The sequence below is a fragment of the Ureibacillus acetophenoni genome, from assembly GCF_900220965.1.
GTDB classification, from domain to species: Bacteria; Bacillota; Bacilli; order Bacillales_A; family Planococcaceae; genus Ureibacillus; species Ureibacillus acetophenoni.
The window spans coordinates 62,818-81,776 of record NZ_OBQC01000002.1; the positions used below are offsets into that span (position 1 = coordinate 62,818).

The following is an 18,959-nucleotide window of genomic DNA, read 5'->3' on the forward strand; positions in this document are numbered from 1 at the left end:
TCATTTTTTATTTATATTGTTCAACGAGTGACTTGTATTCTTCATACCACTTTTCCCACTCATTATCAGGAATTTCTATTGTTGAATCATTTATAACATTACTTAAGTGCATCAAGCAAACTTGCCATCCAGCTAAATCTTTTGGTGTATGGTCCGTTAATTGATTTATGAATTCCTTCATTATTAATTTTGATCCGTTATTCATAGGGAAAACTTCAAAACGGACTATACTTCTCCCCACTCGAACTCAATTACCGATTGATCTTCAAAATCAGTTATTTTCATTTCTTCGAACTTATCAGAACCATCATTATAATGGAAAAGCATTTTACCATCTTTGCGCATATCGACTATTTCCAAATGCGCCATCCATTTTTTAAAATGTTCATTATTAGTAATACTATCCCATACTTTTTCAGTTGGTTGATGAAATTCATTTACATATTCTGCAGTAAATTTCGTTCCATTTTTAGTTAATGTTGCAATTGTCAATTGTGTTTCCTCCATTGAATAATTATTTATTTCATTCTACCCTATTTTTTCATTAAACGATGAAAAGAAGAGTGTTTTGTTTGTAAATCAAGAAGTTTAGTGTCCTTTTTGGATCATTAAAAAATGACCATCAAGCGTAATCCAGATACGACATATTAAGAATTATGTGCATTTGCACTTAATTATTAATATGTCCTATGATTATTTCGGATACTGATTAAAAGGAGTTTATAAAAATATCGATGAAAAAAACGACTATGAAAAATCATTAGTCGTTTTCCTTTTTAAGCTAAATAAGCTTCTTTTATTTGTTCATTTTCTATAAGTTCAGAGCCTGTTCCCGATAATACAATTGCACCGTTTTGAATTACATATCCACGATGTGCAATACTTAATGCTTGATAAGCATTTTGTTCGATTAAAAGAATCGTTATTCCCATCGAATTTAATTGAAGAATGATTTCAAAAATTTGTTCAACGATTATTGGAGCTAATCCCATAGAAGGTTCGTCTAGCATTAGTACCTCAGGCTGCATCATTAACGCACGCCCGATTGCAAGCATTTGCTGTTCTCCACCACTCATTGTACCGCCTTTTTGATTCAACCTTTCTTTTAATCTTGGAAAATAGCTGAAAACCGTTTCCATACGTTCTTGAATAATATCTTTTCCTTTTACTGAATAGGCACCCATTTGTAAGTTTTCCTTAACTGTTAGTTGGGCAAAAATTCTTCGGCCTTCAGGGACATGGGCAAGTCCTAAAAGCGTTGTTTCATGTGGTGGTCTATTTGTAATATCCTTATCTTTATAAATAATGGATCCATTTTTCACTTTCGCTAAACCGCTAATGGATTTTAATGTTGTTGATTTACCTGCTCCATTACTTCCGATTAGTGTAACAATTTCCCCTTTACCTACATCCATACTAATTCCTTTTAACGCTTGAATAGCTCCATAATATGTTTCAATGTTATTCAGTTGTAGTATTGGCACTTGCCTCACTCCTTTGCCCTAATTGCACCGCACCTGAACCTAAATACGCTTCAATTACTTTTGGATTTGTTCGAATCTCATTTGGTGTACCTTCAGCAATTTTTTCACCATGGTCAAGTACATAAATTTGTTCTGAAATTTCCATAACAAGCTTCATATCATGTTCAATCAGTAAAATTGATACGTCAAATTCCTCACCCATTTGTTTAATGATATCCGTTAGCTCTTTCGTTTCCTTTGGATTCATACCTGCTGCAGGTTCATCTAATAAAATTAATTTAGGCTTTGTAGCAAGGGCACGGGCAATTTCTAGTTTCCGCTGGGCACCGTAACTTAAATTTTTCGCCTTTTCATTTAATAATGGTGCTAGATCAAAATATTCTAATAGTCGATACGCTTCCTTTTCTGCCTCTAGTTCTTCATTTCTAGTACTAGGCAAGTTAAGAATAATTCCTAACAAACCTGTTTTTAAATGTTTATGCATACCAACCAGAACATTTTCAAGCACTGTCATCTCTCCAAAAAGACGTATATTTTGAAACGTTCTAGAAATCCCTCTTTTAGCGACTTCATCCGGCTTTAATCCTACAACCGATTTACCTTCTACTAAAATTTCACCAGATGTCGGCTGATAAACCCCAGTTACTAAGTTAAAAAACGTTGTTTTCCCTGCCCCGTTTGGACCAATTACCGCTGTAATAGAACCTTTTTCCACACTCAACGTAATATCTTTATTTGCAATTAAACCACCGAATTCCTTCGTTACGTTAGTTACTTCTAATATTGGCATTTATACCCCTCCTACATTGAATAAAGTTAAATATGAATGAAGTTAAACATTATCTTTATCAATCGCTACAGAATTTTCTCGATCGATAGAAAGTGAATTGGAGCTTTTCAACTTACTTTCATCAAACTTTTTGTTTTTAGCAGGGATTAATCCAATAGGTCTGTACAATGCAAAGATTACTAGAAGTAACCCAAATAATAACTTTTGCATTTTTGCCGGTGATAAGGCATCAGGTATCGTTATCATTCCGCTTAAATTTAACTGGTTTACCCAATTCGTAAGCTCAGTTAATACTTGTAAATTTAAAATTGTTACTAAAGCAGCACCTAATATTACTCCAGGAACACTACCCATTCCACCAAGAACAACCATAACTAGAATTGTAAATGACTCTAACAACGTGAAGCTCGTTGGGTCAATAAATGCCTGTTTAGCTGCGAATACAACCCCCATCATCCCTGAAAATGTTGCCCCAAGAGCAAAAGCTAATAGTTTTGTTTTAACTAATGGAATTCCCATAGCTTGAGCTGCAATTTCATTTTCACGAACTGCTTTCCAAGACCTTCCAAGCTTTGAATGCTCAAATCGTAACACTGCAAAAATCGTAAAAGCTAAGATGAGCAAAGTTACAAAATAGAAATGATGTGGAAATACAAGATTAAATCCAAATATCGATGGAGGTGTAACAGAAGAAATACCCATTGCACCATTTGTAAAGTTTATTGGACGGTCAAGATTGTTAAATACGATACGAATAATTTCACCAAAACCAAGGGTTACAATTGCTAAGTAATCCCCTTTAACACGGAGTACAGGTATTCCAATTAGCACTCCCGCAATAGCCGCACAAATACCGCCGATAATTAAAAAGATCCAAAAACTTTCTCCACCTAGCGGATATTGTCCGAAAGGCATAAAGTTTGAAGCTTGTGGTGTTGCAAAAATTGCATAAGAATAGGCACCTACAGCAAAGAATGCAACAAACCCTAAGTCAAGTAATCCTGCCAAACCTACTACAATATTAAGTCCAAGTGCCATAGCTACATATATTCCGACCATCGTCGCTACTTCCATATACGACTGGAATGCTGGTCCTCCACTAGAGGCCATAGGAAGTAATATGAATAAGATACCCGCACTAACAATCCACTTCGTTAAATTCTTTAACTTCATATAGTAAAGAACGAGTAACGAAGCTAATAACAATAGAAAGGCTACGACTGATTTTTGAGATAAATATAATGATAAGGAAGTGATGACAACAAATAATGTAAATAAAATAACTTGTGACCATTTATTTTGTAAAAAACTCGTTAATTTTTCTTTCATGATAGTCACCTACACTTTCTCTGCAGTCGGTTTGCCTAATAATCCTTCTGGCCTGAAAATAAGCACAATGATTAAGATAGCAAACGCGAATACATCTTTATATTCTGCACCGAAGATTCCACCTGTTAAAATAGAAAGATTTGCAGCAGCAAACATCTCCATTAAACCAAGGATTACACCTCCGAGCATAGCTCCACGAATATTGCCAATCCCACCTAATACGGCAGCAATAAACGCCTTTAATCCAAGGATAAACCCGATATAAGGGTCAATTGTTCCATATTGCATAGCAAATAACACACCCGTAGCTCCACCAAGTGCAGATCCTACAAAAAATGTAGTTGAAATTACTTTATTCACATTAATAGACATTAATGAAGCAGTCTCACGGTCTAAAGAAACAGCTCGAATCGCCGTTCCCCACTTTGTCCTATTAACAAAGTAATCTAGTGCAACCATTAATAAGATTGCTGTAATTAATACAATTAGAAATGATGTTTTAAAACTAGCATTATTAAACCAACTGGAAATAGAGGAGAAATTAATCGTTATTTGATTAGAAAATAATGAAGGACCCGTTAAGATGTAACGACCAGTCGCAAGCTCTGCGATAAAACGAATTACATCTTGTAGGATAAATGAAATACCAATTGCCGTAATTAAAGGTATTAACCTTGGTGCACTTCTTAATGGTCGATAGGCAACCCTTTCCATTCCGACTCCTATTAAACCTGTAAATGAAGCTGTTATTACAATGACTATAATGAATAAAAGTAATTGCGGGATCGCTGTAGTCCAACTCATTCCCATAAGCATTATAAAGAAACCCGTCCCAATAAAAGCACCTGTCATAAAGATTTCTCCATGTGCAAAGTTAATAAGTTGTAAAATACCATATACCATAGTGTAACCAAGCGCTACAACTGCATAAATAGCACCTAATGCAAGTCCATCAATTAAAACTTGTGGCAAACTGAACAACAATTCCTGAAGCATCCTAAACCCTCCCTAAATCAACTTTTTCCTATATGCGAACAATATTCAAATGCGTATTTCCATCACGATTATTTCAATAATTGCATTCGGATAACGTTTTACGAAGTTGTCCCAATCTTATATGCAGAAAAAGTGTTGAGAGTAGCCCCAACACCTTTTTACACATGAAGAATGTGGATTATTGTCTAGCTGCGAATGCTAGCTCCGCGAAAACTTCAGAACTGCCATCAAGGGCAAAGGGCGCGCCCTTAATGTAAGTTCTTCCTGTTTTTTCGGAGATGAGCGAGCATTCTCCGCTTTTCTATTGACCTACTTCACCAACTTGAACTGGAGGATATGAAGCTTCTTCGAACTCATAAATGAACACTTTCGAATTTACGTTATCACCTTTATCATCAAATGTTACAGTAGTCAGTGCACCTTCATAATTTTCAATTGCACGAACTGCTGTAGCTACATCTTCTCTAGATGGAAGCTTTCCACCATTTGAATTAATGGCGTCTTCTAAACCTTTTAAGAATACACCCATTGAATCGTAAGCATATACAGAGAATGATTCAGGATCTTTGTTAAATTTCGCCTTGTAATCAGCTACGAACTTTTTACCTTCTTCTGTTGCATTACTATCCCCAGCGATTGATGTTATAAATGTGTTTATAATTGCATCTCCAGCAATGTCAACTAGACCAGAAGAGTCCATTCCGTCTCCACCCATGAATGGTACTGTAATTCCCTTATCACGAGCTTGTTTGATTAAAATTCCACCTTCAGAATATAAACCACCGAAGTAAACTAAATCAGGTGATGCAGTTAAAACTTGGTTTATAACACCATTGAAATCTTTTTCACCAATAGTGATAGAACCTTCACCAACGATTTCAGCACCTAAATCTTTCGCTTCCTTCGTAAATGTATCTGCAATACCTACACCATATGCAGTTTTGTCAGTTATCACAAAGATTTTCTTTGCACCTAACTCATTAACTGCATAAGCTGCACCTGCAGGACCTTGTAAGTCGTCACGAGCTACAATACGGTTTACAGTTTTTAATCCGCGCTCTGTCACTTCAACTGCAGTATTCGCAGGTGAAACCATTACAAGATTGTATTTTTCATAAACTTCAGATGAAGGAATCGCTACCCCAGAGTTGTAGTGTCCAATTACTCCATAAATTGATTCATCAGCACCAATTACGTTTGCATTGGATACACCTTTTTTCGGGTCACCTTGATCATCATAAGGCTCTAATTGAAGAACAAAGCCCATTTCTTCAAACTTTGCTTTTTCTTCATCTAATTTCATTTGAGCTCCAGACTTAATAGCATCTCCAATTACTGAAGATCCCCCTGAAAGTGGTGATTGTGTAGCTATTTTAATAACTGTTTTACCACCACTCGTCTCAGTACCTTCACTTGAGTTGGAAGTCTCACCTGACGAACAGGCAGCTAATATCCCAATCGTCAAAATACTTGAGAGTAGTAATGTTAGTGACTTTTTCAATTTCATAGCAAACCCCCTAATTCTATTTTTTGTTTACTAGTGTTTGACACTAGTTCTTTCTAAGTATAAAGATGAAACTATAAATTCACATTAACCTTGTCAGATGTTCTAACACACTTTTTATTAATTAATATAATTCAACTCATTAATTTTTTTCATTCCTTTCAAATTTGTTGAAATATGTCTAACATTAGCTGAATTTGTGTTAATTTTTCTAACATCTACGACAAATTACTTGTTGTAATCATTTTGTGAAAAAAGTAAAATGATTAATATTAATCTTTTTTCTGAAAATTTAGAAAGAGAGGTTTTGCAATGCCTTTAACCGATGGATCATTTAAAAATAAAAAAGTAATTTCGATTGGAACGGTAAGTGAATTAACTGGTTTATCTGAAAGACAAATTCGATATTACGAATCTAGAAAACTAATTTTTCCCGAACGGTCCAAAACTGGACTCCGTAAGTATTCCTTTCAAGACATTGAAACATTAATAGAAATTGCTAATCGACTAGAAGATGGAGTATGGACAAACGAAATACGCAAGGAACTGAAAGGACGGAAACAATTAGCAAAGGATCCAGGTTTTACAAATCAGCTAATAAAAGGACAGCTTAATGCTCAAATTAAAATGTAAGTCACTAAATCTTATGTGCTCTCAAATTAAATATGATAAAAAAAGACTAATTTGAAAATCACCAAAGTTCGTTGGTATCATTTCAACATTAGTCTTTTTTACTATTAAAATTAATTGAGCTTATATGTCTAACACAATCTTTCAATACAAAACATACGAAAGTAAAACTTAAATAAGCGCTAACCATTTTCGATTTTGCTCAATTTGTACAGAAATTCTTCTATCAAAAAATGTAGATAAAGTATCCTCATTTAATAAATCACTTGATTTACCCTTCGCAAATACAGTACCTTGTTTTAATAATAATGAATGTGTAAAACATGGTAAAACTTCTTCAATGTAATGGGTTACATAGATTAAAGTAGGACCATCTTCTAGTTTTGCAATTTTTTCTATAAACTTCAGAAGCTCTTCTCTAGCAATAATATCGAGTCCATTACACGGCTCATCTAATACTAAAATTTTTGGTTCTGCCATTAAAGCTCTAGCAATTAGTACCCTTTGTTTCTCTCCTTGCGAAAGTACGCCATAATCTTCATTTTCTAAATGTAAACAATTTAAAAATTCCAACAATTTTTGAGCTGTTTCTACATCCTTCTTTTCCACTGCTTCATATAATCCAATTGATGCGAATTTACCGCTTAAAACAACACCTAGTACACTTTCATTTCTTTGAAATTCATGTTTTATCGAAGAACTTACTAATCCAATTTCTTTTCGTAATTCTTGTAAATTAGTTTTTCCAAACTCTTTACCTAATATCTTTACTCCACCTTTATAAGGATAAACATAACCGTTCACTACGTTTAATAATGTCGTCTTCCCTGATCCATTTAGCCCGATAATGCACCAATGTTCACCACTTTTAACAGTCCATGAAACATCTTTTAAAATATATTTTTTATTTCTTAATACATCTATTCTATCGATTTCAATCATTTAGAATCGCCTCTACTTTTACTTAGTTTCCTATCCTTTTTGTTTAAAGAAATTAGAATGGTAAGTATAACAATAGCACAGAGTATATTAAAATATGATAATACCCTTTCCTCATTCCAGAAGAAATAGCTTTGAATAGAGAAAATGATAATAAGCCCTATACCATAGAATTTCATGCAGTTGTTTAATGGTCTTTTCATTTTGCTTGTACCTCAATTAGCCATTTTTCTAATATTTGGTTAAATTGTGCCGATGCTTTAAAAGGTGAATTATGTGCTACCTTCTCAAATATAAATCCATTAGCATTTAATGAATTATTTTTTAACCGTTCAAAGGACTGTTTTACTATTTTTTGTTCCTTACTACCGATTGTATATAGTAACGGTATCTTCGTTTCATAAAAGGAATTTGGTACTTCAAAACACATGTTTTCCTTCATCATGTTTAGAAAAGCATCTTTAGATAGTAGCAATGACTCTTCAAAATATGTATTAAATAAATGTTCAGGTATGCCCATACTACTAGCTTGTAGCTTTGCGAACAGTCGACTTCTTGTCAAAGGATATGAGTATTTTAATGATATATCCATCAATCGATTGTTTATTGGAACAACTAATGGGCTATTAATCATTGCAGCTTGTATTTTACTTAGACTGTTGCCAATCATCGAAATACATATTTGTGCACCAATACTAAAACCGACTAAGATTATTTTTCTATTTTCTAAATTTTCATCTATGAATTTGTTCAGCTCAATTGCTGTATGTTGAATTTTAAAATGAGAATTCGAAAGTGGGAGTTCGGGTATTAATAAAAAATAGTCCCGTTGAAAATATCGAACCTGTTCCTCCCACATCCAACCCCCTACTCCTCCTCCATGAAGAAATAAGATGGTTGGATTTTTCTCATCCCCAAAAGTATTAATTTTCATCCGTTTTTTTCCCCTTTACCAAAAAAGTTTTATACTTTGAAAAGGGAAAACTCTTAGTTTTGACTCGCCTAAAATAGCTTCCATAGAAATTAACCCGTAATGTCGACTATCAGCACTCTTCAATCGATTATCTCCTAAAACAAATATAAATCCTTCAGGCACTTTATCTTCCCCAATAATTTCTTGGAGAGTGAAGTTTTCAGTTATTCGATTTTGTAGAGGGTCAGCAGCTTCCCGATTTACATATGGTTCTTCATATTCTTCACCATTAACAATTAATACATCATCTTTCATTTCGACTGTATCACCAGGTAGTCCAATTACACGTTTAATATAATATTCATCTTCGTATGGTGCTTTAAAAACAACATGATCAAATCGATTAATTTTACTAATTTTACTAACAATGATTACATCTTTATTTTCATATGTTGGGACCATTGAAGCACCTTTTACTACAACTGGTGAAAAAATGTATTCACGACAAACAAATGCAACTACAATTCCAAAAACAATTGCAAACACCCATGAAATAATCTCTTTTTTTGTTGAAGCTTTTTTTTCAGTCATGCACCCGACTCCTCATATCATTCAATACTATCTCCATATTACATTATTTGGCGTTATTTAGGAAATCAATGACTACCATTTTAATATAGTATTAACAATTTAAATGTATATAAAGGACGATAAAATAAAAAAGACTTAAAAGGTAGTCACCTTCTAAGTCATATGTTTTGTCTATTAACGAATTGTTTTTAATGCTGTGCTCCAAGAAATTACTTGGTCAAGCATATCATTAACTGATTGAGTTTGAACGTCTGCTGGTTTTAATACATTTCCGTTTTCAAAATCAGTGAATAAAGATAAAGCTGGGTGTACGCGAACGTCAGCAACTAATAATTCACCAAGAATTCCACGTAAATGTTCAGCTGCACGAGCTCCTCCTACAGAACCGTATGATACGATACCAGCAGCTTTGTTATTCCATTCTTCACGTAAGAAGTCTAATGCATTCTTTAAAGCTCCTGAAATACTATGGTTATATTCAGAAACGATGAAAACAAATCCATCACAACCAGCTACTCTTTGAGACCAAGCTGCTACACCTGAAGCATCGCCTCCTGGTTCACCTAATAGAGGTAATTTAAATTCTGCAATATCAATAATTTCGTAAGAAGCATCGCCACGCTTGTCTGCAATACCTTTAACCCATTCACCAACTTGTGGGCTTACGCGACCTTCACGAGTACTACCTAAAATGATACCAATTTTTAGCATTTCTTTTCCTCCGTCTTGTTGTTGAGTTACTTCTTGTTTTTTACCAAATAATTTACTAAAAAATCCCATGTTTACTCCTCCAATAATTCCACCTTAATGTTCTGAACGACAAGATGTTTTTCATATTTGTTAGTTTGTCTTTGCTGCTATACATCAATCCTTCGTGCTACATTAATAAATGGAAATTGGGAAATAATTAAACATTATTAATTTCACCATTACTTTCTCAATTTATTCATATTCACAACTGGATAATGTTAGCGTAATAAAAAATTTCGAATTCAAGATATTTGTTAAAAAATTATTGGTTTCGAGCGTTCAAACCAACCTTTTTGAGTGAATCGATTAAGTTGATAACTTCTTCATCTGTTAATACACTAAAAATCTCTTCAATCTTTTTGACATGTAAAGGAAAAATATTGTCCATTAGATTTTTCCCTTCTTCCGTAATTACTGCATAAGTTACACGGCGATCCGTCGGGCATGCACTACGTTGAACTAAATTTTTCTCCACTAATTTGTCAACTACATAAGTGATACTACTACTCGCAATTAAGATTCTTTTACCGATTGCTTGTATCGGTTGATCGCCTTTATGATATAGCAATTCAAGAACTGCAAATTCAGTCGGATTTAAACCTTGTTTCACATGATCTTTTTTAGAAGCGTCTTGAACAGTTTGACTAGCTTTTAATAGTACAGTAAATGCTTTTAATCTATTATTTTGTTGGTCCAAAGGTATTCCCTCCTTCTACCAGCAACTCTTTCGAAGTTAAATATCTTTAATTCGAGATAAATATATCATTATTATTTCCCAATGTCAACAAACTAAACTTAGTATCGTCAATCTTCGAAAAACTATGTTTTATATAATAAAACTCGTGATTAATCTCACGAGTTTTAAATCGTTTTTTCATATTGTTTAATATATTTCTGTAATTCTTCTAGCGCATCATGAATACTTTGGAACCCTGGTATATTAGGAATGTTTTTCTCTTGTGCACTCAACTTTCGTTCAATCGCATTTGCCATTGATTCAAACAGAAGGAGAAAATGAGCTATTTCTTTATCATTTAACAAGGTTCTAGTATTAACTCTAGAACATTGTTCCAATAAATAGGTTAACTGTTCCACAGTAAATACAATCGGCCAATAATATTCCAATGCTTGTTTATCTTTTGGTATCTCACCAGAAGCAGTATCATAAACCATCTTTAAGTTTGACATGTTTGTTTTCATTTTATTGAAGTTAATATTTTCACCTGTGCTAGATTTATTACTTTGGGACGAAAATAAAACATAAAAGCTTTGAGATTGGCTTCGAATCGTTTTCGAAATTAGATGTGGCAACCTGCTTGATGCAGACTTTCTTCCAACTAACCAAACCCCAACTAAGCCAATTAAAATACCAATTGCTACATCAATTAACCTTGCAGTTGCAAAAAATTGAAACGAATAGACACCTGGGTTTCCACTTTCGGCCATTATTAGTGCATTTGGTGTAAAAAATAAAGCTGCAAGTCCATAGTTTTTCACGATAAATAATTCAGTAATAAAGGTTAAAAGAAAAACAAAAAACGCTACAACTATTCCTGATGGATGTAGTGCCAATATTACACTTGCAATTATAATTCCAAAAATTGTTCCAAAACTTCTCTGGATCGCTCGGTGAAATGTCGCTACCGCGGTAGAACCTGCTATTACTGCCACACATGACAATGGCACCCAGAAAGAACGTTCAAATTCTAATTCATAAGCAATAATTGCAGCGAGTGTAGTAATTGCTCCAAATCTTAAAGCATTGATAAAAATAATTGAGTTTTTATCAAGTGCACCTAATATTACACTGCTTGCAGAAGGTTGATTGACTTTCACTTGATCTTTAACACTTTTACTGGATAGAAGTAGGCTTTCCTTTGCAGACTCAATTTCAATGAAAAGTATTGCACTTTTTTCTTCCACAGTTTCAGGATGTGGTAATTGGACTGTAGCTTCATCTTGAATATTTTTTGAATCGAGTAAATTTGCAATAACTCTTAATGATTGACCGAATTCTTTCGGTAATGGTTTAGGCGAGTTTTGAAAACTTTCAACAACATATAGGAATATTTTATTAGCAAAATTGTTTAATACAAATAACCGATTGTATAGATCATTTCTTCTCCACGGAATATAACCCGACACTAAAATATTACTAGCTTCTTTTAAGGTAGACATTACTTGATGTTGTCGTTCATTTTCATTTTCAGACCCAATCGAATCTAAATAATCTGCTAATACTTTATACGTTCTTTTCACAATATTTTTCTCTGGCCCATAGGGGTTAAAAAACCATCCACTCATTGCGATGATAAAGGATATAACGCCACCTGAAAATGCTAATCCTGCTCTCAGAAATGCTTCCTCAGGATTAATTGGCATACCGGTTGTCATAGCAAATACTAAAACAAAGAATATCGCGGAGGGTCCAATAAGTCGAAATGCACCAAAAATAAATATCGCAGTTGCACCAATGAGTCCCATCACGATAGCTGTTGCAAAGGGATGCGGAGCTAAAACCGTACCTAAAAAGACACATGAAGTAATTGAAAGTACGACCCAGAATAACTTTTTAGCTAACTGTGCATATGGGATCGGAAACACATATAAATATGTAAAGCCTCCTAACCCTGCAATTAGCCCATATTGAAGTTTTCCAAATAACAGTCCAAATATTATGATTGGAAGTCCCGCTGCTACACCTGCTAGAAATGCCTTAAGCCAAGGAAATGGTTTATTATTGACTTGAAGTGCTTGTCTAAAAATGGAAGGCGTTTTTTTACTTTCTTTCACATAGCTGTCTCCTTACGAATTAATAACACAATTACTATAATAATCCCCTTTTATAAAGGGATTCATCCTATGATTGCAAAAATCGTTCTAGCCCATAATTGAACTGAACGATTTTGTATACATTATAACATACGACTTTTACATGAAATTCTATATGAGGAAAATATGTTAAAAGAAAATAAAATCATGATAGAATGTAGAAAATGGAGGAATTTAAATATGAAACAAAACGAATTAATATACTATACATTATTTAACTACAAGGGATGGTCTATGTATATCGCAGCTACAGAAAAAGGGTTATGTTACGTTGGTTCACAAAACGAACCCATCGATGAGTTAGAAAAATGGGTACAAAAAAAATTCAAACATGGAAAGCTTATTGGCAATAATGAACAGCTAACTCCATATATTCAAGAGTTGATGGATTATATAGATGGCAAGATTAAAGATTTTACGTATGCATTTGATTTAAAGGGTACCGATTTTCAAAAGAAAGTCTGGCAACAATTATGTACGATTCCTTATGGTGAAACTGTGTGCTATTCAGATGTGGCAAAAAAAATCGGAAACCCAAAAGCAGTACGTGCTGTTGGGACAGCAATTGGAGCAAATCCAATTGCAGTAATAATACCTTGCCATCGTGTTCTTGGTAAAGACGGTTCATTAACAGGTTACAGTGGTGGCCTTCCAATAAAAGAAAAACTACTTCAACTTGAAGGAATCCCTTATAAGAAATAGTTTTATTTCATTTTACGCTTCATATTTCGTAATTCATCTTTTGTTTCCTGATCAATACGACTCGATTCTATAATTTTTTGAATCGATTTATTATAAGTAAAATCATCCAAGTCGTTATTGTTTAGAAATTCAATCGTCCTTTGAGGATAATGTATAAAGCAGACTGAAATTGCCCAAGCAAGTGCCATTTTTACGTAATATCCTTCATGTTTTATAAAATTAAATAATGTAAGAATCATCACTATATATTCTTTTTCGATAAAATAGTTTAATAACATAACAATACCAAAGCGCACTTCATATTCATCTGATGAATTTAAGTATGGCATTAAAAAATCCCATACTATTTTTCTATCTTTTTCTGTCACTTTTATTCCCGAACAAAAGCTATCGCAGATCGACCAATTCGATATTTTTGGAACAAACCATTCAACCCACTCTAGTTTTTCTTCCAAATTAACTTTTAGATAGCCGATGACTAGCCCTTTTAACATTACTTCTTCAAAATAGTCTTCAGGATCATGAACTAAAAATTGTTCCCACTCACCTTTAGCAATTTCTTTTGCTATTTTCCTGAGAACTGGAAGGCGTACACCTAGTAGATTTGTAGTATCAGGTATTAATTTGGATTGAAATTCTTGATATTTTTCATCCACGTGTTCAAGTAATTGATTTCTAATAATAGTTTCCATGTCAACCTCTAGTAATATCGTTTTTTATTAATTATAAGTATTATTGTATTGTATTTTACCAATTTCATCAAAGGAAAGGAAATTTTACATGAAAGTGAACAAATGGATTCTACTATGTTTATTAATATTGTCGATTTTCCTATCCTTTACAATGGGCTTTTACGTTGGGAAACATAGTAACAATGAAAACTACTATGAATCATTTTATGCAAATATAATTCGTAATGAAAATGGGACTCTGCATATTACTGGTATTCCAGAAAATGATATTAATCACCGTGGAGAGTTTACAATAGCACATAACAACATTGACCATGTATATAATGTAACTTCTAAGAAAATAAACATAGTAGAATTGTCTGTAGGATCCCAAATACGCGTTATTTATGATGGAATGGTGTTGGAATCATATCCAGCACAAATTACGCATGTTCTTAAAATCGAGCAAGTTGAATAAATAAAAATGAAGGTAACCTCATTTTGAAGTTACCTTCTTTAATTATTTATTTATTGCTTTTTTTACAACAGGTGCAACTTTTGTAGCTAATAATTCAATGGATCTTTCTATATCTCGAAACGGCACTCCACCAATATCTACTTGTGCCATAAATCTCGTATGACCGAATAGTTCATATTGATGTAGAATTTTTTCGACGATTTCATTGGGACCCCCAACAAATAGAGCACTATTTGGAGCTGTCATCCCTTTAAATCCTTCTTCAGTTATTCTAAAGCCCATTCCCCTCTGTTTATTTACATACGTCCAATAGTTTGCGTAATATGGGAAAAATTCCTCTCTTGCTTGGTCAATTGTATCGGCAATATAAGTATGGCCTGTTACTCCAATTTTCAATTTATCATTTGGATGACCAGCCTCATGAGCAGCTTCAAAGTAACCATCTACTAAATATTTAAAGCGGATTGGATCCCCGCCTAATATAGCGAGTGCCATACCAACACCTAAACGACCAGCACGCAAAGCACTTTCATAAGTACCACCTACACCAATCCATAATGGGATTTCTTTTTGAACTGGGCGTGGTGCTATTTGTGCATTATTTAGCGCAGAGCGGAACTTCCCTTCCCATGTAACAAATTCATTTTCATTTAATAATTGAAACAACTCAAGATGCTCTTCAAATAACTCATTATAGTCATTAAGGTCATAACCAAACAGCGGAAATGATTCGATAAAAGCACCTCTACCCGCTAATACTTCTGCCCTACCTCCTGATATTAAATCTAGTTGGGCAAAATCTTCAAATAACCGGACAGGATCTAATGTACTTAAAACGGAAGTCGTACTAGTTAAGCGAATATTTTTCGTAACCATTGCAATTGCTGCTAAGATGACTGCTGGAGAGGAAACTGCATAGTCAAGTCGATGATGTTCCCCTACTCCAAATATATCAAGACCTGCTTCATCTGCAAGCTTTGCCATTTCAATGATTTCTTTCACTCTTTCTTCAGCACTGATGGTAGTTCCAGTTAATGGATTTGGCCCAATGTCTGCTAATGTATAAACGCCAATTTCGAACTTCGACACAAAATTATCCTCCTATACACCTCTATAGTTACATTTTGTAACCAAGTATATTTTAGTAATTTGTTAAAGTCAAATTTACAATACAAAAAACAGTGCACACTTACTACGCACTGTCCTTTAAATATAGAATCCTAATGCGAACATAGCTAACCCACCGACCAAGGTTATAGATAAATAAATTATTGTCTTTGTTACATATTTTTCATTAAATAATTTTACAAGATCAAAAGCAAAAGTTGAAAAGGTAGTAAAAGCTCCTAAAACACCTATTGCTAAAAATGTAAGTATGAGTTCGCTATTTAGTTTTTGTATTACGAGACCAAGTAGAAATGACCCGATTAAGTTAACTATTACTGTTGCATAATTTACTGGGTAATTCAGTTTAGTTATAAATACCGTCACAGCATATCTAAGCGATGCACCAACTCCACCACCTAATGCAATCATAATCCATTCCATCATCGCTCACCTTGAACTATTCGATAGCCTAAAAATGAAACAACAAAACAACTAACAGTCATAATTGTACCGAATAAAATCCCGACCATTACATTTTCCCTAAGTTGGAAAAACCACTCTTCAGAGAATGTTGAAAATGTAGTAAACGCACCTAACATACCTGTTGTAAGAAATAATTTCAACGTTTCATTTTCCTTCTTATTAAAAACACCATTTAAAGTACCTAAAAGGAAACTCCCTATTAAATTTGCAATCCAAAGCATTAGATAAGTATTTGTAAGTGATTGTACTAGGAAACGTAAAGTAGCTCCTACCATTCCACCTATAAATACAATAGTGTAATTTTTCAACACAATCACTCCAAATAAATGCGTTTATTTTATTTTTGAACTTCTATATAAACCTAAAATTAACGGAATAAATACTAGTAAAAGGAACATTGGAAGAAACCCATCCACCAAGAGACTCTATCTCACCTTTTGCAACTCTAATAACTTGGACAATCAGTAATCCAAAAATAATAAGACAACTATTTTTTGTCATATTAAGGATCATTCTACTATTTAAATAGAATTGTTCTACATTACTTTCATTTAATCGTTTAGGGTAATTATGCATATGAGGTGCCTTTTCAAAAAACGTCATCAAAGTAAAAATAAATAATCCTATGATCGGCAAAATAATAATTTCATATTTCGAACCCCATCTATCAACCTCACCAAGTGCATTAAAATGCCCCGGAATTTTGTCTGGTAGTTGCGGCCAATTTATCAATGCGAAAATTAATGATAATAAAAAAACACCTATACCAACTAAGTCAAAAATTCTTTCAAGTTTCGTTTTAGACAACTTTAATTCCGGACGATATGGGTTACTCATAACTATCACCTCAATTATAAAAGAATAGCTAGAAATCACCAACTAATGTTGGTAACTTCTAGCCAAAAGACCATTATTCATTGTGCTCTTTTTCATTTTCAAGCATACTTTGTAAATTCTCAATAATTTCACGGATACCTTCTAATGAATTCACTAATATTTTTGGTTCCACACAAGTAATCATTCGATTTTCTAAATTGGCAATGGCTGTGAAATATTGTGTCTTTGCATAGTTTACTAATCCCATTTGAGTCAATTCATTGTTACTAAATTGTAGAATTTCTTTTGCCTCATCTACGACTAATCCATAGTTTACAACGTCTGTGTTTAACACAATCATTTTTGCTGTGTTCGGTGAACTAGGTGTATTATATAAAATAATTCCAAAATCCAATACAGGAACTAATTCCCCCCGCACTCGAGTAAAACCTAATAAATAATTAGGTAAATGAGGTACTGGAGTTATTTTTTCTATTTTCTCGATTGAAACAACTTGGTCAACAGGTACCGCATATTCTTCAGTTCGAGAGCGAAAGACGATTGCTTTTTTAAATGACATGTTATAACACACCTCTAGTTTTATTTAGCAGAGCATTTTACAATTTCAACTAATAGATCTGCTAACTTTTCTAATTCTTCGATTGGCATACGTTCATTTGTCGTATGGATTTCTTCATAACCAACAGAAAGGTTAACTGTTGGAATACCAAATCCAGAAATAATATTTGCATCACTTCCGCCACCAGAAACACCTAAATTAGGTTCTCTTCCTATATTATTTACTGCTTCCATCGCAATTTGAACCACTTTATCTGCTTCTGTTACAGAAAAACCTGGATACATGACTTTCACTTCAATTTCAGCCTGTCCACCATTTTCCAATGCTACAGATTCAAAAGTTTCTTTCATATGTTTTGTTTGGGCATGTAGTTTCTCTTCATTAATCGAACGAGCTTCCGCTAAAATAAATACTTCATCACAAACAATATTCGTTGCTTTTCCACCTTCAAATCGTCCGATATTCGCAGTAGTTTCGTAATCTATTCTTCCTAATTTCATTTTCGCAATTGCTTTCGAAGCTAAAGTAATTGCTGAAATACCTTTTTCCGGTGCAACACCAGCATGGGCAGTTTTACCGATAATTTTTGCATTCACTTTTGCTTGGAAAGGTGCACCCGTTATAATTCCTCCAACTTTTCCATCACTATCAACAGCAAATCCGTATTTTGCAATAATTTTATCTCGTTCAAGCTCTTTTGCACCAACTAAACCAGACTCTTCTCCCGCTGTTATTATTAATTGGATTGTGCCGTGCTCTATATTTTGTTCTTTTAATCGTCTTGCCATTTCAAATAAGGCAGCGATTCCTGCTTTATCGTCAGCACCTAAAATAGTTGTACCATCTGAGTAAATGTAACCATCTTCTCTAATTTCAGGTTTAATGCCATTACCTGGAACAACCGTATCCATATGTACTGTAAAATAGATAGGATCTACTTCAATGCTACCTTTTAATGTAGCAATGATATTCCCTGCTGCATGTCCAGTTTTTGTATGCGAATCGTCTTGGTAAACTTCAAAACCCATTTCTTCTAATTTATTCATAAGTACTGGCGCGATTTTGTCTTCGTGCTTCGTCTCAGAATCTATTTGTACCAATTCTAAAAATTCATCTACTAATCGACTGTTCAATGGAAAAACTCCTTTTTTTACTATTTTCTTTATATTTTACGCTTGAAATTACATAAAAACAACAGTTCTACCTATAACATTCAATCGTATCAATAATAAGAAAAGAGTTATTTTTGAATCGGTTAAAATACAGTAGGATAATCATGAAGTTTAAGGACATTTGCTATTCAAAAACAATTAATTAATAAAATTTTCGTAAATAAATTGGCACTATTTTATGCGTATATAATT

At 33.6% G+C, this 18,959-nt stretch carries 23 protein-coding genes; 3 read left to right on the top strand and 20 right to left on the bottom strand.

Features of this window, described 5'->3' with window-relative positions; genetic code table 11:
• Positions 1-7: 7 nt before the first annotated feature.
• The 7 genes from CRO45_RS02985 to CRO45_RS03015 all read right to left on the bottom strand — a co-directional run bounded on the left by CRO45_RS02985 (position 8) and on the right by CRO45_RS03015 (position 6,106).
• Positions 8-205, bottom strand: coding sequence for an SRPBCC family protein (locus tag CRO45_RS02985; RefSeq protein ID WP_097148159.1), 198 nt, complete (start codon positions 203-205; stop codon positions 8-10).
• 20 nt (positions 206-225) lie between these two features.
• A complete protein-coding gene (locus CRO45_RS02990; RefSeq protein WP_170949392.1) occupies positions 226-492 on the bottom strand; it encodes an SRPBCC domain-containing protein in 267 nt (88 codons plus the stop codon).
• Positions 493-776: 284 nt separating this feature from the next.
• Positions 777-1,478 carry an ABC transporter ATP-binding protein gene (locus CRO45_RS02995; RefSeq protein ID WP_408057108.1) on the bottom strand — a complete coding sequence of 234 codons (702 nt, stop codon included), beginning with the start codon at positions 1,476-1,478 and terminating at the stop codon, positions 777-779.
• Positions 1,462-2,274 carry an ABC transporter ATP-binding protein gene (locus CRO45_RS03000; protein WP_097148162.1) on the bottom strand — a complete coding sequence of 271 codons (813 nt, stop codon included), beginning with the start codon at positions 2,272-2,274 and terminating at the stop codon, positions 1,462-1,464. The genes CRO45_RS02995 and CRO45_RS03000 overlap by 17 nt, the downstream gene beginning before the upstream one ends.
• Before the next feature lie 42 nt (positions 2,275-2,316).
• Entirely contained in the window at positions 2,317-3,603 is a 1,287-nt protein-coding gene (locus CRO45_RS03005; RefSeq protein ID WP_097148163.1) for a branched-chain amino acid ABC transporter permease, read from the bottom strand.
• 9 nt (positions 3,604-3,612) lie between these two features.
• Positions 3,613-4,599: a branched-chain amino acid ABC transporter permease gene (locus CRO45_RS03010; protein WP_097148164.1), complete on the bottom strand. Its 987-nt coding sequence runs from the start codon at positions 4,597-4,599 to the stop codon at positions 3,613-3,615.
• 301 nt (positions 4,600-4,900) lie between these two features.
• Positions 4,901-6,106, bottom strand: coding sequence for a branched-chain amino acid ABC transporter substrate-binding protein (locus CRO45_RS03015; protein ID WP_097148165.1), 1,206 nt, complete (start codon positions 6,104-6,106; stop codon positions 4,901-4,903).
• 309 nt (positions 6,107-6,415) lie between these two features.
• Here CRO45_RS03015 and CRO45_RS03020 point away from each other — a divergent pair, with 309 nt between their 5' ends.
• Positions 6,416-6,736: a MerR family transcriptional regulator gene (locus tag CRO45_RS03020; protein WP_097148166.1), complete on the top strand. Its 321-nt coding sequence runs from the start codon at positions 6,416-6,418 to the stop codon at positions 6,734-6,736.
• 168 nt (positions 6,737-6,904) lie between these two features.
• Here CRO45_RS03020 and CRO45_RS03025 read toward each other — a convergent pair whose 3' ends face one another.
• From CRO45_RS03025 to CRO45_RS03055, 6 genes are all read right to left on the bottom strand, one after another.
• A complete protein-coding gene (locus tag CRO45_RS03025; protein ID WP_097148167.1) occupies positions 6,905-7,675 on the bottom strand; it encodes an ABC transporter ATP-binding protein in 771 nt (256 codons plus the stop codon).
• Positions 7,676-7,871: 196 nt separating this feature from the next.
• The gene (locus tag CRO45_RS03035; RefSeq protein WP_097148169.1) at positions 7,872-8,606 is read right to left on the bottom strand and encodes an alpha/beta fold hydrolase; all 735 of its coding nucleotides are present in this window, start codon (positions 8,604-8,606) and stop codon (positions 7,872-7,874) included.
• 15 nt (positions 8,607-8,621) lie between these two features.
• Positions 8,622-9,176 carry a signal peptidase I gene (gene lepB, locus CRO45_RS03040; protein WP_097148170.1) on the bottom strand — a complete coding sequence of 185 codons (555 nt, stop codon included), beginning with the start codon at positions 9,174-9,176 and terminating at the stop codon, positions 8,622-8,624.
• A 174-nt stretch (positions 9,177-9,350) separates the two neighbouring features.
• Positions 9,351-9,956 (bottom strand): NADPH-dependent FMN reductase, encoded by a 606-nt coding sequence (locus CRO45_RS03045; protein ID WP_097148171.1) that lies wholly within the window; start codon positions 9,954-9,956, stop codon positions 9,351-9,353.
• A 232-nt stretch (positions 9,957-10,188) separates the two neighbouring features.
• A complete protein-coding gene (locus CRO45_RS03050; RefSeq protein ID WP_097148172.1) occupies positions 10,189-10,623 on the bottom strand; it encodes a MarR family winged helix-turn-helix transcriptional regulator in 435 nt (144 codons plus the stop codon).
• Positions 10,624-10,787: 164 nt separating this feature from the next.
• Positions 10,788-12,719 carry an FUSC family protein gene (locus CRO45_RS03055; protein WP_097148173.1) on the bottom strand — a complete coding sequence of 644 codons (1,932 nt, stop codon included), beginning with the start codon at positions 12,717-12,719 and terminating at the stop codon, positions 10,788-10,790.
• Between the two features lie 219 nt (positions 12,720-12,938).
• Between CRO45_RS03055 and CRO45_RS03060 the strand changes: the two genes are divergently transcribed.
• Positions 12,939-13,460, top strand: a complete 522-nt coding sequence (locus CRO45_RS03060; RefSeq protein ID WP_097148174.1) for a methylated-DNA--[protein]-cysteine S-methyltransferase — start codon at positions 12,939-12,941, stop codon at positions 13,458-13,460.
• Between the two features lie 2 nt (positions 13,461-13,462).
• On the opposite strand, the gene CRO45_RS03065 is transcribed toward CRO45_RS03060, so the two are convergent.
• Positions 13,463-14,152, bottom strand: coding sequence for a DNA alkylation repair protein (locus tag CRO45_RS03065; protein ID WP_097148175.1), 690 nt, complete (start codon positions 14,150-14,152; stop codon positions 13,463-13,465).
• Between the two features lie 88 nt (positions 14,153-14,240).
• On the opposite strand from CRO45_RS03065, the gene CRO45_RS03070 reads away from it, so the two are divergent.
• Positions 14,241-14,609 carry a DUF3221 domain-containing protein gene (locus CRO45_RS03070; RefSeq protein ID WP_097148176.1) on the top strand — a complete coding sequence of 123 codons (369 nt, stop codon included), beginning with the start codon at positions 14,241-14,243 and terminating at the stop codon, positions 14,607-14,609.
• Between the two features lie 42 nt (positions 14,610-14,651).
• On the opposite strand, the gene CRO45_RS03075 is transcribed toward CRO45_RS03070, so the two are convergent.
• From CRO45_RS03075 to CRO45_RS03100, 6 genes are all read right to left on the bottom strand, one after another.
• Positions 14,652-15,698 (bottom strand): LLM class flavin-dependent oxidoreductase, encoded by a 1,047-nt coding sequence (locus CRO45_RS03075; RefSeq protein WP_097148177.1) that lies wholly within the window; start codon positions 15,696-15,698, stop codon positions 14,652-14,654.
• Between the two features lie 117 nt (positions 15,699-15,815).
• Entirely contained in the window at positions 15,816-16,157 is a 342-nt protein-coding gene (crcB, locus tag CRO45_RS03080) for a fluoride efflux transporter CrcB (RefSeq protein ID WP_170949393.1), read from the bottom strand.
• Positions 16,157-16,507 (bottom strand): fluoride efflux transporter FluC, encoded by a 351-nt coding sequence (locus CRO45_RS03085; RefSeq protein ID WP_097148179.1) that lies wholly within the window; start codon positions 16,505-16,507, stop codon positions 16,157-16,159. Before CRO45_RS03085 ends, crcB begins: the two co-directional genes overlap by 1 nt.
• Positions 16,508-16,550: 43 nt before the next feature.
• The gene (locus CRO45_RS03090; RefSeq protein ID WP_235864513.1) at positions 16,551-17,036 is read right to left on the bottom strand and encodes a DUF1648 domain-containing protein; all 486 of its coding nucleotides are present in this window, start codon (positions 17,034-17,036) and stop codon (positions 16,551-16,553) included.
• Between the two features lie 73 nt (positions 17,037-17,109).
• Positions 17,110-17,595 carry a chemotaxis protein CheW gene (locus CRO45_RS03095; protein ID WP_097148180.1) on the bottom strand — a complete coding sequence of 162 codons (486 nt, stop codon included), beginning with the start codon at positions 17,593-17,595 and terminating at the stop codon, positions 17,110-17,112.
• A gap of 20 nt (positions 17,596-17,615) precedes the next feature.
• Positions 17,616-18,728 (bottom strand): M20/M25/M40 family metallo-hydrolase, encoded by a 1,113-nt coding sequence (locus CRO45_RS03100; protein WP_097148181.1) that lies wholly within the window; start codon positions 18,726-18,728, stop codon positions 17,616-17,618.
• Positions 18,729-18,959: the final 231 nt, after the last annotated feature.

What these genes read in the sequence shown, in the direction of transcription:
- CRO45_RS03060 (WP_097148174.1), top strand. Translation starts at nt 12,939, where the DNA reads ATGAAACAAAACGAATTAATATACTATACATTATTTAACTACAAGGGA.
- CRO45_RS03000 (WP_097148162.1), bottom strand. Translation starts at nt 2,274, where the DNA reads ATGCCAATATTAGAAGTAACTAACGTAACGAAGGAATTCGGTGGTTTA.
- CRO45_RS03090 (WP_235864513.1), bottom strand. Translation starts at nt 17,036, where the DNA reads ATGAGTAACCCATATCGTCCGGAATTAAAGTTGTCTAAAACGAAACTT.
- CRO45_RS03025 (WP_097148167.1), bottom strand. Translation starts at nt 7,675, where the DNA reads ATGATTGAAATCGATAGAATAGATGTATTAAGAAATAAAAAATATATT.
- CRO45_RS03015 (WP_097148165.1), bottom strand. Translation starts at nt 6,106, where the DNA reads ATGAAATTGAAAAAGTCACTAACATTACTACTCTCAAGTATTTTGACG.
- crcB (WP_170949393.1), bottom strand. Translation starts at nt 16,157, where the DNA reads ATGGAATGGATTATGATTGCATTAGGTGGTGGAGTTGGTGCATCGCTT.
- lepB (WP_097148170.1), bottom strand. Translation starts at nt 9,176, where the DNA reads ATGACTGAAAAAAAAGCTTCAACAAAAAAAGAGATTATTTCATGGGTG.
- CRO45_RS03070 (WP_097148176.1), top strand. Translation starts at nt 14,241, where the DNA reads ATGAAAGTGAACAAATGGATTCTACTATGTTTATTAATATTGTCGATT.
- CRO45_RS03095 (WP_097148180.1), bottom strand. Translation starts at nt 17,595, where the DNA reads ATGTCATTTAAAAAAGCAATCGTCTTTCGCTCTCGAACTGAAGAATAT.
- CRO45_RS03005 (WP_097148163.1), bottom strand. Translation starts at nt 3,603, where the DNA reads ATGAAAGAAAAATTAACGAGTTTTTTACAAAATAAATGGTCACAAGTT.
- CRO45_RS03045 (WP_097148171.1), bottom strand. Translation starts at nt 9,956, where the DNA reads ATGGGATTTTTTAGTAAATTATTTGGTAAAAAACAAGAAGTAACTCAA.
- CRO45_RS03020 (WP_097148166.1), top strand. Translation starts at nt 6,416, where the DNA reads ATGCCTTTAACCGATGGATCATTTAAAAATAAAAAAGTAATTTCGATT.
- CRO45_RS03010 (WP_097148164.1), bottom strand. Translation starts at nt 4,599, where the DNA reads ATGCTTCAGGAATTGTTGTTCAGTTTGCCACAAGTTTTAATTGATGGA.
- CRO45_RS03035 (WP_097148169.1), bottom strand. Translation starts at nt 8,606, where the DNA reads ATGAAAATTAATACTTTTGGGGATGAGAAAAATCCAACCATCTTATTT.
- CRO45_RS02985 (WP_097148159.1), bottom strand. Translation starts at nt 205, where the DNA reads ATGAATAACGGATCAAAATTAATAATGAAGGAATTCATAAATCAATTA.
- CRO45_RS03065 (WP_097148175.1), bottom strand. Translation starts at nt 14,152, where the DNA reads ATGGAAACTATTATTAGAAATCAATTACTTGAACACGTGGATGAAAAA.